General features: G+C 67.2%; 15 protein-coding genes, 2 tRNA genes and 1 pseudogene. 11 read left to right on the forward strand and 7 right to left on the reverse strand.

All coding sequences use genetic code 11. The features are described from left to right. The first annotated feature begins 105 nt into the window (after positions 1 to 105). From ACZZZQ_RS12805 to ACZZZQ_RS12835, 7 genes are all read left to right on the forward strand, one after another. Entirely contained in the window at positions 106 to 1,263 is a 1,158-nt protein-coding gene (locus ACZZZQ_RS12805; protein WP_053097355.1) for a DNA polymerase III subunit delta', read from the forward strand. Beyond that, on the forward strand, positions 1,260 to 2,816 hold the full coding sequence (locus ACZZZQ_RS12810) for an alpha/beta hydrolase (RefSeq protein WP_463507707.1): 1,557 nt from the start codon (positions 1,260 to 1,262) through the stop codon (positions 2,814 to 2,816). Before ACZZZQ_RS12805 ends, ACZZZQ_RS12810 begins: the two co-directional genes overlap by 4 nt. Positions 2,817 to 2,867: 51 nt before the next feature. Further along, positions 2,868 to 2,943: transfer RNA gene (locus ACZZZQ_RS12815), tRNA-Thr, on the forward strand. Between the two features lie 86 nt (positions 2,944 to 3,029). Continuing rightward, on the forward strand, positions 3,030 to 3,611 hold the full coding sequence (locus ACZZZQ_RS12820) for an isochorismatase family protein (protein ID WP_463507708.1): 582 nt from the start codon (positions 3,030 to 3,032) through the stop codon (positions 3,609 to 3,611). Further along, positions 3,608 to 4,135, forward strand: a complete 528-nt coding sequence (locus ACZZZQ_RS12825) for a DUF1697 domain-containing protein (RefSeq protein WP_463507709.1) — start codon at positions 3,608 to 3,610, stop codon at positions 4,133 to 4,135. Before ACZZZQ_RS12820 ends, ACZZZQ_RS12825 begins: the two co-directional genes overlap by 4 nt. Further along, entirely contained in the window at positions 4,132 to 4,764 is a 633-nt protein-coding gene (locus ACZZZQ_RS12830) for a M23 family metallopeptidase (RefSeq protein ID WP_463507710.1), read from the forward strand. Before ACZZZQ_RS12825 ends, ACZZZQ_RS12830 begins: the two co-directional genes overlap by 4 nt. A 241-nt stretch (positions 4,765 to 5,005) precedes the next feature. Beyond that, positions 5,006 to 5,527, forward strand: coding sequence for a CGNR zinc finger domain-containing protein (locus tag ACZZZQ_RS12835; RefSeq protein WP_463507711.1), 522 nt, complete (start codon positions 5,006 to 5,008; stop codon positions 5,525 to 5,527). A gap of 23 nt (positions 5,528 to 5,550) precedes the next feature. On the opposite strand, the gene ACZZZQ_RS12840 is transcribed toward ACZZZQ_RS12835, so the two are convergent. The 3 genes from ACZZZQ_RS12840 to ACZZZQ_RS12850 all read right to left on the reverse strand — a co-directional run bounded on the left by ACZZZQ_RS12840 (position 5,551) and on the right by ACZZZQ_RS12850 (position 7,074). Further along, positions 5,551 to 6,099, reverse strand: coding sequence for a type 1 glutamine amidotransferase domain-containing protein (locus ACZZZQ_RS12840; RefSeq protein WP_053097341.1), 549 nt, complete (start codon positions 6,097 to 6,099; stop codon positions 5,551 to 5,553). Positions 6,100 to 6,207: 108 nt separating this feature from the next. Next, positions 6,208 to 6,280: transfer RNA gene (locus ACZZZQ_RS12845), tRNA-Lys, on the reverse strand. A 131-nt stretch (positions 6,281 to 6,411) separates the two neighbouring features. Further along, positions 6,412 to 7,074 (reverse strand): fasciclin domain-containing protein, encoded by a 663-nt coding sequence (locus ACZZZQ_RS12850; protein WP_053097339.1) that lies wholly within the window; start codon positions 7,072 to 7,074, stop codon positions 6,412 to 6,414. 223 nt (positions 7,075 to 7,297) lie between these two features. Here ACZZZQ_RS12850 and sigK point away from each other — a divergent pair, with 223 nt between their 5' ends. The 4 genes and pseudogenes from sigK to ACZZZQ_RS12870 all read left to right on the forward strand — a co-directional run bounded on the left by sigK (position 7,298) and on the right by ACZZZQ_RS12870 (position 10,451). Further along, on the forward strand, positions 7,298 to 7,897 hold the full coding sequence (gene sigK, locus ACZZZQ_RS12855; RefSeq protein WP_187250573.1) for an ECF RNA polymerase sigma factor SigK: 600 nt from the start codon (positions 7,298 to 7,300) through the stop codon (positions 7,895 to 7,897). Continuing rightward, positions 7,894 to 8,703 carry an anti-sigma factor gene (locus tag ACZZZQ_RS12860; RefSeq protein ID WP_463507712.1) on the forward strand — a complete coding sequence of 270 codons (810 nt, stop codon included), beginning with the start codon at positions 7,894 to 7,896 and terminating at the stop codon, positions 8,701 to 8,703. Before sigK ends, ACZZZQ_RS12860 begins: the two co-directional genes overlap by 4 nt. Positions 8,704 to 8,731: 28 nt before the next feature. Further along, positions 8,732 to 9,360, forward strand: a pseudogene (locus tag ACZZZQ_RS12865) (DNA-directed RNA polymerase subunit beta). A 206-nt stretch (positions 9,361 to 9,566) separates the two neighbouring features. Next, on the forward strand, positions 9,567 to 10,451 hold the full coding sequence (locus ACZZZQ_RS12870; protein WP_463507713.1) for an aminotransferase class IV: 885 nt from the start codon (positions 9,567 to 9,569) through the stop codon (positions 10,449 to 10,451). A 145-nt stretch (positions 10,452 to 10,596) separates the two neighbouring features. Here the strand turns inward: ACZZZQ_RS12870 and ACZZZQ_RS12875 are convergent, their stop codons facing one another. The 4 genes from ACZZZQ_RS12875 to pstC form a co-directional block, all read right to left on the reverse strand. Beyond that, positions 10,597 to 11,046 (reverse strand): DUF559 domain-containing protein, encoded by a 450-nt coding sequence (locus ACZZZQ_RS12875; protein WP_463507714.1) that lies wholly within the window; start codon positions 11,044 to 11,046, stop codon positions 10,597 to 10,599. Positions 11,047 to 11,648: 602 nt separating this feature from the next. Beyond that, the gene (pstB, locus tag ACZZZQ_RS12880) at positions 11,649 to 12,428 is read right to left on the reverse strand and encodes a phosphate ABC transporter ATP-binding protein PstB (protein ID WP_045254296.1); all 780 of its coding nucleotides are present in this window, start codon (positions 12,426 to 12,428) and stop codon (positions 11,649 to 11,651) included. 37 nt (positions 12,429 to 12,465) lie between these two features. Beyond that, positions 12,466 to 13,575, reverse strand: a complete 1,110-nt coding sequence (gene pstA, locus ACZZZQ_RS12885; RefSeq protein ID WP_053097332.1) for a phosphate ABC transporter permease PstA — start codon at positions 13,573 to 13,575, stop codon at positions 12,466 to 12,468. A gap of 1 nt (position 13,576) precedes the next feature. Continuing rightward, the gene (gene pstC / locus ACZZZQ_RS12890; protein WP_053097329.1) at positions 13,577 to 14,545 is read right to left on the reverse strand and encodes a phosphate ABC transporter permease subunit PstC; all 969 of its coding nucleotides are present in this window, start codon (positions 14,543 to 14,545) and stop codon (positions 13,577 to 13,579) included. Positions 14,546 to 14,603 lie beyond the last annotated feature (58 nt).

The raw sequence follows: 14,603 nt of genomic DNA on the forward strand, positions 1-14,603 counted from the left end.
CGGCGGTGCGCCCGACCACGTCATGGCCAGGGCATCACCCGGTCGGTGCCACGTACATCGCCCGGCGGTGCCGCGTACGTCGGTGCTCCCGATTAGGCTGAGGGCATGCCCCAGACTGTCGCCGCCCCTTTCCCGTGGGCCGACGTGTGGGGGCAGGATGCCGCGGTCGACACCCTGCGCAATGCCGCATCCGATCCGTCCGCGCTCTCGCACGCCTGGCTGATCACGGGTCCTCCCGGGTCGGGACGATCCACCCTCGCGCATGCCTTCGCCGCGGCGCTCGTCGCGGATCACCCGGACGACGAGGCGGCCATGCGTCAGGTCCTCGCGGGAACGCATCCCGATGTGACCGCCCTGCGCACCGACAAGGTCATCATCACGATCGCGGAGGCCCGTGCGCTCGTCGAGCGCTCGTATTTCGCGCCCTCTGCGGGCCGCTACCGCGTGATCGTGGTCGAAGATGCCGACCGCATGGTCGAGCGAACCTCCAACGTGCTCCTGAAGGCGCTCGAGGAGCCGCCCGAGCAGACCGTCTGGATCCTCTGCGCACCGAGCGAAGCCGACCTGCTGCCGACGATCCGCTCCCGCGTCCGCTCGCTGCGACTGCGTGAGCCCGACGTCGCAGACGTGGCACGTCTGATCACCCTCCGCACGGGGGTCGATGAAGCCATCGCCGAGCAGGCCGCCCGCCACGCACAGCGTCACATCGGCATGGCCCAGCGTCTGGCCACCGACGAATCCGCCCGTCGCCGCCGCGACGAGACCCTGAGGTCGGTGCTGGGAGTTCGCGGTGTCAACGACGCCGTCGAGGTCGCCGGGCGCATCATCCAGGCGGCCACGGACGACGCCAAGGCGCTCACTGCCGAGCGCGATGCGGCCGAGCGCGCCTCCCTGCTCCGCACCGTCGGGATCGCCGAGGGGCAGGCTGTCCCGCCCGCCCTGCGAGCGCAGATCTCAGCCCTGGAAGACGATCAGAAGAAACGCGCGACCCGAAGTCTGCGCGACGGGATCGACAGGGTGCTCACCGATCTCCAGTCGCTGTTCCGTGACGTCGTGATGCTGCAGTTCGGCAGGGACGACGAGCTGATCAACCGTGAGCTTCGTGAGGATCTGGCTGCTCTCGCGGCGGCCTGGCCCGAGACCCGTACTCTTGTCGTACTCGACCACCTTGCCGACACACGCCAGTCGCTGGAGCGCAATGTCGCACCGCTGCTCGCCCTCGAGAGCTTGCTCGTGACTGTCACGAGCGGGAGGACACCGTGAACAATCGACCGACTTCCCGCATCCGACGTGCCGTCGCTGTGATCGCGGGCCTCGCCGCGGCATCGGTCGCACTCTCCGGGTGTCTGTATTCGATGATCCCCGAGCAGGCCGAGCCGAAGCCGTCGACCACCAACGCTCCTGACACGGAGGGCGTCGCCGACGACCTGCTGCCGTTCTACGGGCAGACGCTCACCTGGAGCGAATGCGGCACGGGCTTCGACTGCACCGACGTGACCGCGCCGCTCGACTGGGAGAACCCGGGGGAGGGAGAGATCACCCTCTCCGTCGTGCGCCACCAGGCGACGGGAACGGCTCAGGGCTCGCTGCTGACCAACCCGGGCGGTCCCGGCGCCAGTGGAGTCGAACTCATCCGCGACAGCCTCGACTTCGCCGTCGGAGCCGCCCTCATCGAGAACTACGACGTGATCGGCTTCGATCCCCGCGGCGTCGGCGAATCGACGGCCGTGACGTGCTTCGATGCTGCGGGCATGGACGACTACCTCTACTCGATCCCCGCGGGCAAGCGCGGGAGCGCCGAGTGGGAGGCGGAGCTCCTCGATGCGCACAAGGAGTTCGCCGACGCGTGCGAGGCGAACAGCGGCGGCATCCTGCCGTACGTGACGACGATCAACGCGGCGCGTGACATGGATCTGATCCGTGCGGTGCTGGGCGACAAGCAGCTCAACTACCTGGGCTACTCGTACGGCACCTTCCTCGGTGCGACGTACGCCGACCTCTACCCCGAGAAGGCGGGTCGCCTCGTGCTCGACGGCGCGATCGACCCTGCCGTCTCGGGCCTCGATGTCGGCGCGACCCAGGCGCTCGGATTCGAGTCGGCCCTTCGCGCCTACATGCAGGACTGCCTCGACTCGGGGGAGTGCCCGTTCACCGGCACGGTCGACGAGGCGATGGCCGACCTCGGTGCGCTGCTGGCGAGTGTCGACGCCGCTCCGCTCGAGAACGGCGACGGACGCATGCTCGGCGCGGACTCGCTGATGACCGGCATCATTGCGGCACTGTACTCGGCGGACAGCTGGCAGTACCTCACCCAGGCCCTCGACGAGGCGCTGCAGGGCGACCCGACGACGGCGTTCTTCCTCGCCGACTTCTACAACGGTCGCGAGAACGGCACGTACCTCGACAACTCGAGCGAGGCGTTCCGCGCGTACAACTGCATGGACTACCCGGTCGAGGACGATCCTGCCGCCGAGGCGGCGACCGAGAAGAAGATCGCGGACGGAGCTCCGACCATCGCTCCGTATTGGAACGGACCCGACTCCTGCTCGGTGTGGCCTTATCCGCCGACCGGCACCCGGGGCGAGATCAACGCCGAGGGCGCGGGCCCCATCCTCGTGGTCGGCACGACCAATGACCCGGCGACCCCGTACGAGTGGTCCGAGTCGCTCGCACAGCAGCTCGAAGAGGGCGTGCTGATCACCCGCGTGGGCGAAGGGCACACCGGATACAACAAGGGCAACAGCTGCGTCGACAGCACTGTGGAGGCCTTCCTGCTCGACGATGTGGTGCCCGAGAGCGACGTCCGCTGCGAGTGATGTCGGCTCGATTCGCGGTGCGGCTCCGGAACGGGTAATATCGATGATCGCGCCGCTTTAGCTCAGTCGGCAGAGCATTTCACTCGTAATGAAAAGGTCGTCAGTTCGATTCTGACAAGCGGCTCCAGCAGGCCCCGTGATGTGAACAACATCCCGGGGCCTTTTGGTTTCCCGGGGTTGGGCGGGCGCGCGGGGGCGGCGTACCCTCGGATCATGAGCAGAGCGCTTCTGATCGTCGATGTCCAGAACGACTTCACCGAGGGCGGGGCGCTGGCCGTGGCGGGCGGCGACGACGTGGCATCCGCGGTATCGGACTTCCTCGCCCTGCATGCATCGGAGTACGACGTCATCGTCGCCTCACGCGATTGGCACGACGCCGAGGGCGACAACGGCGGCCACTTCGGGGAGGTTCCGGATTTCGTCGACATCTGGCCCGTGCACTGCGTCGCGGGCACGCCGGGTGCGGATTACGATCCCCTGCTGGTGACGGATGCCGTCACGCACCACGTGCACAAAGGGCAGGGTCGCCCGGCATACTCGATGTTCGAGGGCGCGACCGAGTCGGGGGAGACGGTCGGAGCGATCCTCACCGCCGCCGGGGTCATCACGGCCGACGTCGTCGGCATCGCCACAGACCACTGCGTGCGCGCCTCCGCTCTCGATGCGATCGCACACGGAGTCCGCGTCCGGATCCTCACCGACCTGATCGCGGGTGTCGCGCCGGAGCCGAGCACGGCAGCCCTCGCAGAGCTCGCACACGCAGGCGCCGAGCTCATCGCGAGCGACGCTGCGTGACCCGCAGTGTCCTGCTCCTGCGAGCCGTCAACGTCTCGGGCCGCAACAGGGTGCCGATGGCGCGGCTGCGCGAACTGATCGCGCCCGAGCTGGGCGAGGTCTCGACCTACATCGCGAGCGGCAACATCATCTGCGAGCAGCCGAGTGACCCGCGATCGGTCTGCGCCGACGTGCGCGCGATGATCGCGACCGAGTTCGGCGTCGATACGCCCGTCGTCCATCGCACGCACGACCAGCTCGTGCGGTCGCACGCGAACCAGCCGTTCCACGGGGCATCCGAGAATCTGCTGCACGCCATGTTCCTCGAGGGCCCCGCGTCGGCAGGTGCGGTCGACGCGCTGCGGGAGCGGCTCGTGCCGGGGGAGCGGATAGCGCTCGTCGACGACGATCTGTGGATCGACTACGCCGAGGGCGGCGTGCACACCACGAAGCTCACCAAGGCGGTGCTCGATAGGCTGCTCGGCGTCGCCGGCACGGCACGCAATGCGCGCACCGTGCGCAAGCTCATCGAGCTGACGGAATGACTCCCTCGGAGCCGGTGGTGCTGTCCCTGCCCTTCACAGGAGGATGGCTGGTGCAGAACAGCCCGGCGTCCCGCGTTCCGAGCCACGGCACCACGCTGTTCGGCAGCTCGTATGCGATCGACTTCGTCCCGGTGGGCGCGGACGGGCGCAGCGCGCCGCGCACGGTCCGGAGCCTGCTCGGCACCGAGAGCCCGGAGGGTTTCGTCGGTTTCGGGCGCTCGATCCTCTCGCCGGTGTCGGGCGAGGTCGTCCGTGTCCATGACGGCGAGGTCGACCACGTCGCGCGTCGTTCGGTGGGTGCCCTTCTCGGATACGCCCTCACGCAGCCCTCGCGTGTGCGTCGGGGCGCGGGGGCTGTCGCCGGCAATCACGTCGCCATCAGATGCGACAGGGGACTGGTACTGCTGGCGCACCTGCGTGCGGGCAGCGTGACCGTGCGGGTCGGCGATCTCGTCGTTCCGGGTGATCGGATCGGCGACTGCGGAAACTCCGGCAACAGCACCGAGCCCCACCTGCATCTGCAGGTGTCGGACACGCTGGAGCGGGATGCGCGCGGCATCCCGATGGCCTTCCAGCGGTCAGGGCAGCAGCCGTGGATGCCACGCAACGGAGACATCGTCACGGCCTGATGTCTCGTCTCGGCGGGTCCGGACGAACTCGGCGCTGAGGGCCGTCGCCGGCCGCTGCGGGTGCGTCTCGAGATCGACGCGATGCGTGCCGCACTCAGCGCAGCGGACGTACACGACGACGCCCTCGCTGGTCGGATGCCGGGAGTCCGCGGTCCAGGCGTGCTCGTGGATTCTCGCTGTCTGGTGAGGGATCGGCAGAGTGTGCAGGGAGGTCATGACTCCAGCGTGATGTAATGGCCTTATGCATCTCAACCCTTACGGAGAATACGCGGTGCTTCTCGCGGCATCCCTCGCCGACGACTTCCCCGCCGACCGTCCGGGCATCGAGGAGCGCACACTCGAGATGGGGATGACGATGACGTTCCCACCCGCGGCGGACGACCGCGCACGCGTGAGAGAAGTGGTCGACGACTGGTTGACGATCGTCGACGCACGGGACCCGGACGCCCGCGCGGAGATCCTCAACGCGCAGATGGCCAGGGCGGCGGCCTACCCTCGCCTCACGAACCACGACGGGGAAGGCTGGCACCTGCACTACCGCGACGACGTCCAGTCTCTGCCCTACGTCCTCCGTGCGATCTTCGCCGTCGGAACCTCGCTGCACCTGGTCACCCGCGGCATGGATCGACTCGGGCGCTGCGAGGCCTCGCCCTGCACGAACGTGGTCGTCGATGTGACGCGCAACGGCCGCCAGCGGTTCTGCTCGGTGCGCTGTGCGAACAGAGCGGCGGTCCGGCGTCACCGGGCGCGCGCGGGCGCCTGACACCGGACCGCCCGGTGCTCAGATCACGCGGTCTGCTCGGCGTGCTTGCCTTCAGCGACCTCTTCGATCAGCTTCGCGTTGAACGCGGGAAGGTCGTCGGGCGTGCGGCTCGAGACGAGCCCCGCATCGACCACGACCTCCTCGTCGACCCAGGTGGCTCCGGCATTGCGGAGGTCGGTCGCGAGGCTCGGGTAGCTGGTCAGCGTCCGTCCGTCGACCACGCCGGCCTCGATCAGGATCCAGGCGCCGTGGCAGATGACGGCGACGGGCTTGTGCTGCTCGAAGAACGAGCGCGCGAGGTCGATGGATGCCTTGTCGAGCCGCAGGTGGTCGGCGTTCACGACACCGCCCGGAAGCACGAGAGCGTCGAACTCGTCGGCCGTGGCCTTCTCGGAGGTGAGGTCGACGTGCTGCACGTGACCGTTCTTGCCGGTGATCTGCTGTCCGTCCGGTGCGATGAGCGTGGCGCTCGCGCCCTCGCCCTGCACCGCTTCCCACGGACTGGTCAGCTCGCTGTCCTCGAATCCGTCTGTCGCGAGGAATGCCACTCGGCTGTCGGTGAGAGTCGCCATGATGCGTCCTTTCGTGGGGTGGATGTCCCGGATGGGGACGCCACGACTCTCGCGCAGGAAGCGGATGCGGTGAAGGGGGTGGCCGGATCCGGCCGACGGTGATAACGGTGGGCCCCGTGGGGCTCGAACCCACGACCCGCGGATTAAAAGTCCGATGCTCTGCCAACTGAGCTAGAGGCCCGCCCCTCCAGTCTAGGGCGCAAAGAAGGAGCCGCTGACGACGATGTCGTCAGCGGCTCCTTGCACCATCCCACCGACCTCCCCCGAGAGGTGAGATGGCTTACCGAGTGTCCGCCTCGGCGTTCCCGGGCCTTACTCGGCCGGGGGCATCAGAACCGTGTCCACGAGGTACACGGTGGCGTTCGCGGTCTGGACTCCACCGCAGATGACGGTCGCGTCGTTGACCATCAGGTCGTCGCCGCTGCCGGTGACCTCGACGTCTGCACCCTGCACGGTGGCGTGCGTTCCGACGATCTCATCGGGGGTCAGCTGTCCGGGGATCACGTGGTACGTCAGAATCGAGCTCAGCGTGGCGCTGTCCGTCTTGAGAGCCTCGATGGTGGCCGGGTCGATCTTCGCGAAGGCGTCATCGACCGGAGCGAAGACGGTGAACTCGTCGCCGTTGAGCGTGTCGACGAGGTTGACGTCGGGGTTCAGCTGTCCGCTGACTGCCGCCACCAGCGTGGTGAGCAGCGGGTTGTTCGATGCGGCGGTGGCGACCGGGTCGAGAGCCATGCCCTCGACGGAGCCTGCGCCGTCCGGCACAGCCTCTGCGTATGCGGCGCAGCCGGGGCCGACCAGGTTGGCGGCCGGGTCCATCGTCTCGGTCTCGGGAGCCATCGTCTCGGACGACTCGGGGGCCGTCGACTCTGCCGGCTCTTCGGTGGTGCCGCCCATGGAACATGCGGAGAGCAGGAATGCGCTCGCAAGGCCGAGGGTGATGGCTGCGGTGACCTTCTTCTTGGTGCTGAACATCTCAAGCTCCTTCAGAACACTGCCACGGCCTCTCCGTGGCGTTGACAGTCGTTCGGAGCCCCGTCGGGATCGGATGGGAGAAATCGCAAAGTTTTTTTCGAGTCGTCGAATCCAATCCGTTCCGGGGGTCGGCCGCGAACATCATTCGACGAACCGCACTTAAGAGGACTCATTTCCGTCACTTTCGGGTGGCGGCTGCACGGGAAAGCGGGGTGGATGCGGCATGCTGTTAGAGATGGTCATCGACGGAATGGACGTACCGGAAGACGGTACGGCTCGGGATGCTGTCGCTGACCTGCTTCTGCGCATCGGCGGCGGCGATCAGCGCGCGTTCGCGGAGCTCTACGACAGTCTGTCGTCCCGTGTCTTCGGCCTCATTCTCAGGGTTCTCGTCAATCGCTCGCAGAGCGAAGAGGTGCTTCAGGAAGTCTTCTTGGAGATCTGGCAATCCGCTACGAAGTTCGCTCCGAACAAGGGACAGGGAAGAACCTGGGTGATGACGATCGCGCACCGTCGTGCGGTCGACCGGGTTCGGGCGTCCCAGTCCAGTGCGGACCGAGACGTGCGAGCCGGGTTCAGGGATATCGGAGTCGCGCACGACAGTGTCGCGGAGACGGTGGAGCTGGGCATCGAGGGCGAGAAGGTCGTTCACGCACTCTCGGGCCTTCCTGAGGCTCAGCGCGAAGCTCTCGTCCTGGCCTACTACGGCGGTTACAGTCAAAACGAAGTGGCAGTGCTCGTCGGGGCACCGCTGGGGACGATCAAGACACGGATGCGAGATGGGCTCTCGCGTCTGAGGACAGCTATGGGGGTGACGGCATGAACGAGCAGGAATTCGCAGAACTCGCGGCAGGAGCGGCACTCGACGCGCTGTCGCCCGATGACCAGCAGCGCTATCACGCCGCTCTCGCAGCGCATCCCGAGTGGCAGGGCATCGTCGATGCGGATGCCGACAGCGCAGGATTCCTCGCCGACGGCGCAGCTCCGGTGGTTCCGTCGCCCGACATCCGCGCGACGCTGCTCGCACGGATCGCGGAGACACCGCAGAACGGCGACATCGTGCTCGCCGATTCGACACCTGACGCGCTGGCGGACGAGACGTCGGATGCCGCGCCTGCGGAAGTTTCCTCTCCGACCGCTCGCGGTGGGGAAGCCGCGCCGAAGGCTCCGGCACACCGCCTCCGCTTCCTCTTCGCGCTCGCCGCGTGCCTCGCACTGCTCGTCGGTGTGGGAGCGGGCGCTGTCGCGATCAACACGTACATCAACCGTCCGGCCAGCGTCGTCGCTCTCGAGGACATCCAGTCGGCCGATGATGCTCAGCAGGCCAGCGTCTCTCTCGAGAGCGGTGGCACGGCGACCGCGCACTGGTCGGCGTCGCTCGGCAAGTCCGTGCTCGTGACCGACGGCATCCCGTCGCTCGCCGAGGGGGAGACCTACGAGCTCTGGTACGTCCGAGGCGACACCCCGGTGCCGGCAGGCGTGTTCGCGGCCGAAGACGGCGAAGCGACGGCAGTGCTCGCCGGAGAGATGCAGGCGGGCGACGTGATCGCGGTCACGGTGGAGCAGGACGGCGGTTCGCCCTCCGGCCTGCCGACGACCGACCCCGTCGTCGTGATTCCGACAGCCTGACCTCCCGGATCGCGCGTACCCTGGACTGATGCCTGAGCAGTTCTCCCGTCCGGTGCGCCGGCCCACCAGCGCCTTCGACAACATCGTCGGCAGTCACGATCCCGCCGAGGAGACGCGCATCGCGCACGCGACGGCATCCGCTCTGCTGACCCGTGTCCGTGCCGACGAGAGCGGTGTGAGCGCTGACAGACTCGTCGCCTTCACCGATGAGCACGGCATCGACGAGATCGCCGAGCTCTGGTCGAAGGCACCGTCCCGCACCCTGCCGGGCGCCCTCTGGCGGCTCTACATCCTGCAGCTGGCGATCCACGGCGACCCGCAGACCGCTGCCCTGCTCTACGAGCGCGGCAGGGTGGAACTGGCGTCGGTGGATGCCGTGATCGCCGGGGCGCCGGTGCCGGCGAACCCCGATGAGCTCGTCGCGCTGATCGACACGATCCTCCGTGGCGCGTTCCGGGGGACTTCGCGGTCGCCCTCGACCGAGCGGCGGCGTTCTGCCGGGTCCAGGCCTCGGGAGCGACGCACACAGCGGACGACTACGAGCCGACCGAGCCGTCGCGCGCCAGTGAGCTCACCACCCGCGCCCTGCGGCTGAGCAGCTATGCGCAGGACCTCTCGGCCTCTGCTGTGCTGTGGCGGTCCGGAGCCCTGGCCTGAGCGGACGCGTCCGGGGGAGCGCAAGCCCTCGCGGACTCGCGACGGGTACGACCCGCGCCCGGGCATGAAAAGACCGGGCCGCAAAAACGCCTCTCGGCGGAAGGCCGCTCGCAGCGGCAAAAATTGGAGCCCGGGGTTATGCGGCCCGGCCACTCCATTGTAACAAGATCATGCTGCAGCTATTCCCGGGGCCCTAGGCTCGGATCATGACACGGCGCTTTGCTCTGATGATCGATCCTGCGGCGGCTGACGTCGACCGTTCCGACTTCGCAGAGACTTTCACTCTCGTCGATGCGGCCGCTCCGGCGCTCAGCGTGGGGGAGCTGAGCACGCAGCGCGGCGACGGAGTGTTCGAGTCGATCGGCGTGATCGACGGTCATGCGCAGGAGGTCGTGCCGCATCTCGAGAGGTTGGCTCACTCGGCGCAGCTGTGCGATCTGCCGCTTCCCAACCAGGCGCAGTGGCACCAGGCGATCGAGCGGGCCGCCGCACACTGCGAGCGGGGCGAGTACGTCATCAAGCTCATCCTCAGCCGAGGCGTCGAGCACGGCCCCACGCCGACGGCCTGGGTCACGGCGGCGCCGGCATCCGACTTCTCGACTGTGCGGGAACAGGGAATCCGCGTCGTCACCCTCGACCGCGGATACGACCTCGACGTGGCCGAGAAAGCACCGTGGCTGCTGCTGGGCGCCAAGACGCTCTCCTACGCCGTGAACATGGCGGCGCTTCGCGAGGCGCATCGACGAGGAGCCGACGACGCCATCTTCCTGTCGCGTGACGGCTTCGTGCTCGAGGCGCCGACCGCGTCGCTGATCCTGCGTGTCGGGGATCGCTTCGTGACACCGGCCCCGAACGGCGGCATCCTGCACGGCACGACGCAGCTGAGCGTCTACGACTATCTTGCCGGGAAGGGACTCGTCGCAGAATACAGCCGAGTGCCGGCATCCGACCTTCCCCGGGCTGACGCCGCATGGCTGGTCTCGAGCGTCCGCCTCGCCGCCCCGATCACCGCCGTCGACGGAGTCGACATCCCGGTCGATCACACCCTGACGGCCGAGCTGAACGACTACCTCCTCTCGCCCCGCGACTGAGGTGCCGTGCGCCTGGCCCGACCGCCCGCTACGGGCACAACTTCGGAGCTCTCGACCGACCCGCCGCGCGCAATCACCCGGATCGGCGCGTCGTCGACCGGCATCCGAAGTTGTGCCCGTAAATGGGGCGCTGATCCGAGAATGATCAGGGCCTGAGCGCCATCATTCCGACAATCGCTCGCTCGACGAGATCCCAGTCATGTATGACCATCGCATAGTCGAACCGAAGTGTGGCGTGCCCCCACGCTGCGGCCGTGGCGTCCCGGGTGAGATCGCGGTGTCGATACGACTGTCCCTCATGATTCGCCTTGCCATCCGTCTCGATGAGAAGCCAATCATCGATCATGAGATCGACGATGCCGCTCGCGACGAACCGCACTTGGCAGCGGACGAACCATCCGTACTTGCGGAGTCGCAGCCGAACGAGTGACTCCAGGCCGCTGTCGGCATCCGCGCGGGAGAAGTCGATCAGGTCTCGTCCAAAGGTATCGACGTGCAGCCGCAGCCATCGCAGCCCATCGCCGTCGATCAGGCCGAGGCGGCGCGCGGACTCGAGCGCGACGAAGAACGCCTCGCCGCCGCGGCAGTGGAGCATCTGCAGCAGTATCCGAGGTGCCGAAGGGAGCCCGAACGTTCGCGAGGAAGCGCCTGAATCCCAATGACGGATGCAGGTGCACTCACGGCTGACGCCTGGGTGATGGTGTCTGTCTGCGCGAAGCCAGACGTGCAGAGCTGGATCCTCGAGAACCCAGATGCCGAGGTGCCGTGCTGCGCTGGCGCATCCCAGAGAGCCTCCATGCTCAGCAGCCTCGACGGCGCTCGCGCAGGCCGTGTCGGCAGCGTAGACCCCCCGTCGGATTCGACGGAGCTGCCCGCGCCGCACGCGAGCGTCGAGAGCCCGGCGTGAGCTTCTCGCCCGAAGGTCGCGCCAGGTCCAGATCTCGATCGATGATGAGCTGCACATCAGAGGAGCATCCGCGATCACGATGCTCGTTCTCGACCATGATGCCGGCATCTGTGGACGCAATTCGTCCTGGCTCGTCTCTGCAGGATGAGTGCCGCGGTCTGGCCCGGGTACCGATACGGACCTTAACGACGAAACGCCGTGGGACCAGAGGGACACACGGCGTTTCGAACCAGCAGCTCCGAAGCTGTGCCCGCGAAGAACGGGCGCCCGGTCGAAGCTGAGGCGGATGCTTATCCGAAGCGACCCGAGACGTAGTCCTCGGTGGCCTGGACAGACGGAGTGGTGAACATCGTGCGGGTGTCGTCGTACTCGATGAGCTTGCCCGGCTTGCCGGTGCCCGCGATGTTGAAGAACGCCGTCTTGTCGGACACGCGGCTCGCCTGCTGCATGTTGTGCGTCACGATGACGACCGTGTACTGGGTCTTGATCTCGGCGATGAGCTCCTCGATCGCGAAGGTCGAGATCGGGTCGAGCGCCGAGCAGGGCTCGTCCATGAGGATCACGTCGGGGGAGACGGCGATGGCACGCGCGATGCAGAGACGCTGCTGCTGACCGCCGGACAGGCCGGAGCCCGGGCGGTCGAGGCGGTCCTTGACCTCGTTCCAGAGGTTCGCCCCGCGCAGCGACTTCTCGACCAGGGCATCCTGGTCGCTCTTGGCCATGCGCGTGTTGTTGAGCTTGACGCCCGCGAGCACATTCTCCTTGATCGACATGGTCGGGAACGGGTTCGGGCGCTGGAAGACCATGCCGACCTGGCGGCGCACGAGCACGGGGTCGACCCCGGTGCCGTAGAGGTTCTTGCCGTCGATCAGCACCTCGCCCTCGACGCGCGCGCCGGGAATGACCTCATGCATGCGGTTCAGGGTGCGCAGGAACGTGGACTTGCCGCAGCCCGAGGGGCCGATGAAGGCCGTGACGGTGTTGGGCTTGATGTCGATGCTGACGCCTTCGACCGCGAGGAAGTCGCTGTAGTAGACGTTGAGGTCGTTGACTTCGATGCTCTTGGACACGTGAAATCCTTCTTCTTCTTCAGTCGGGTGTGACGGCTCAGCGGCCGTTGATCTTGGGGGCGAACACCTTGGCGATGACGCGAGCCAGGAGGTTCAGCACCATCACGATGACGATCAGGGTGAGGGCGGCTGCCCAGGCCCGCTCGAGGTAGGCATCGACGGGGATGCCGGGGTATTTGGCCTGCATGTACGAGAACACCGGCAGTGTGGCCATCTGGCCGCTGAACATGTTCAGGTTCATGCCCTGCACGATTCCGACGGTGAGCAGCAGCGGGGCGGTCTCGCCGATCACTCGCGAGATGGCCAGCATGATGCTCGTCAGGATTCCGGCGATCGCGGTGGGCAGCACGACCTTGAGGATGGTGAGCCACTTCGGCACGCCGAGTGCGTAGGCCGCCTCGCGGAGCTCGTTCGGCACGATGCGCAGCAGCTCTTCCGAGCCGCGCACGACGACCGGGATCATCAGCACCGAGAGCGCGAGCGAACCCATGATGCCCATTCGCGTGCCCGGTCCGACGATGATCGAGAAGACCGAGTAGATGAAGAGACCTGCGACGATCGACGGGATGCCGGTCATGACGTCGACGAGGAAGGTGATGCCGCGAGCGAGCTTGCGGCCTTCGCCGTACTCGACGAGGTAGATCGAGGTCATCAGGCCGATCGGCACCGAGATGATCGTCGCGCCGAGGGTGATGAGCAGCGTGCCCCAGATGGCGTGCACCGCGCCGCCGCCCTCGCCGACGATGTTGCGCATCGAGAAGCTGAAGAACTCTCCGTCGAACCGCATGAGGCCGTTGACGACCACGGTGTAGAGCAGCGAGATCAGGGGCAGGAGCGCGACCACGAAGGCGCCGGAGACCAGCGCCGTCATGAGACGGTCGATCGCGTGGCGACGGCTCTCGACCACGGTGGAGATCACCATGATGAGCACCATGTAGAACAGCAGGCCGACGACGAGCGTCAGCGCGATGTTGAAGTCGGCGGGGTCGTTGCCCACGTTCATGAAGGCGAAGATCGTCGCCGAGACGACGAATGCGACCAGCAGCAGTGCCCAGGGGGCCCACTTGGGCAGGTGGCCGGCCGAGGTGATGTGCGTCGGAGCGACGACGGACGCGGGCGACGGCGAGGGCGTGAGGGTGGCGGTCATGTCAGTTGGCTCCCGAGAACTCGGCGCGGCGCGAGACGATCCAGCGGGCCACGAAGTTGACCGCGAAGGTGACGATGAAGAGGATCAGACCCGCGGCGATCAGCGTGTTGACGCCTTCGTCGTGGGCCTCGGGGAACCGCAGCGCGATGATCGCAGGGATCGTCGTGGGGTTCTCCGGGTTGATCAGGTTGAAGGTGACGATGCCGAGCGGCGAGAGCACGAGGGTCACTGCCATCGTCTCGCCGAGTGCGCGACCGAGACCGAGCATCGCGCCCGACACCATTCCGCTGCGTGCGAAGGGGAGCACGGCCATCCGGACCATCTCCCAGCGCGTGGCTCCCAGCGCGAGGGCCGCCTCTTCGTGAAGCTTCGGCGTCTGCAGGAAGACCTCGCGGCAGATCGCGGTCATGATCGGCAGGATCATCACCGCGAGCACCAGGGAGGCGGTGAGGATCGTCTTGCCGGTTCCGGAGGGCGTTCCGCTGAAGAGCGGGATGAAGCCGAGGTTCGTGTTCAGCCACTTGTAGAAGGGCACGAGCATCGGCGCGAAGGTGAGCGCTCCCCAGAGGCCGAAGACGACCGAGGGCACGGCGGCCAGCAGGTCGATGATGTAGCCGAGGACGCCGGCGAGGCGGCGAGGGGCGTAGTGCGAGATGAAGAGCGCGATGCCGATGGCGATCGGGGCGGCGATGACGAGGGCGATGAAGCTCGACCACAGCGTTCCGAAGACGAACGGCCACACCCACGACAGGAACGACTGCCCTTCGAGGATGTGGTTGTTGGAGGTGTCGGACGACAGTGCGGGGATCGCCTGCACGATGAGGAAGACGGCCACCGCGGCGAGGGTGACGAGGATGATGATTCCCGCCGCCAGCGCGGTGCCCGAGAAGACGAGGTCGCCGCGGCGGCGGGGAGCGGTGCGCGTCCCGGTGGAACGGGTGGTATCGGGACCCGTTGAGGTTGTGGTCATCGGAGCGACTCCAGGCTCTGAGGGACGTTCGGGGTTTTCATGCGGGTGCCCCCGCGGT

Source organism: Microbacterium sp. AC132, from assembly GCF_979258525.1.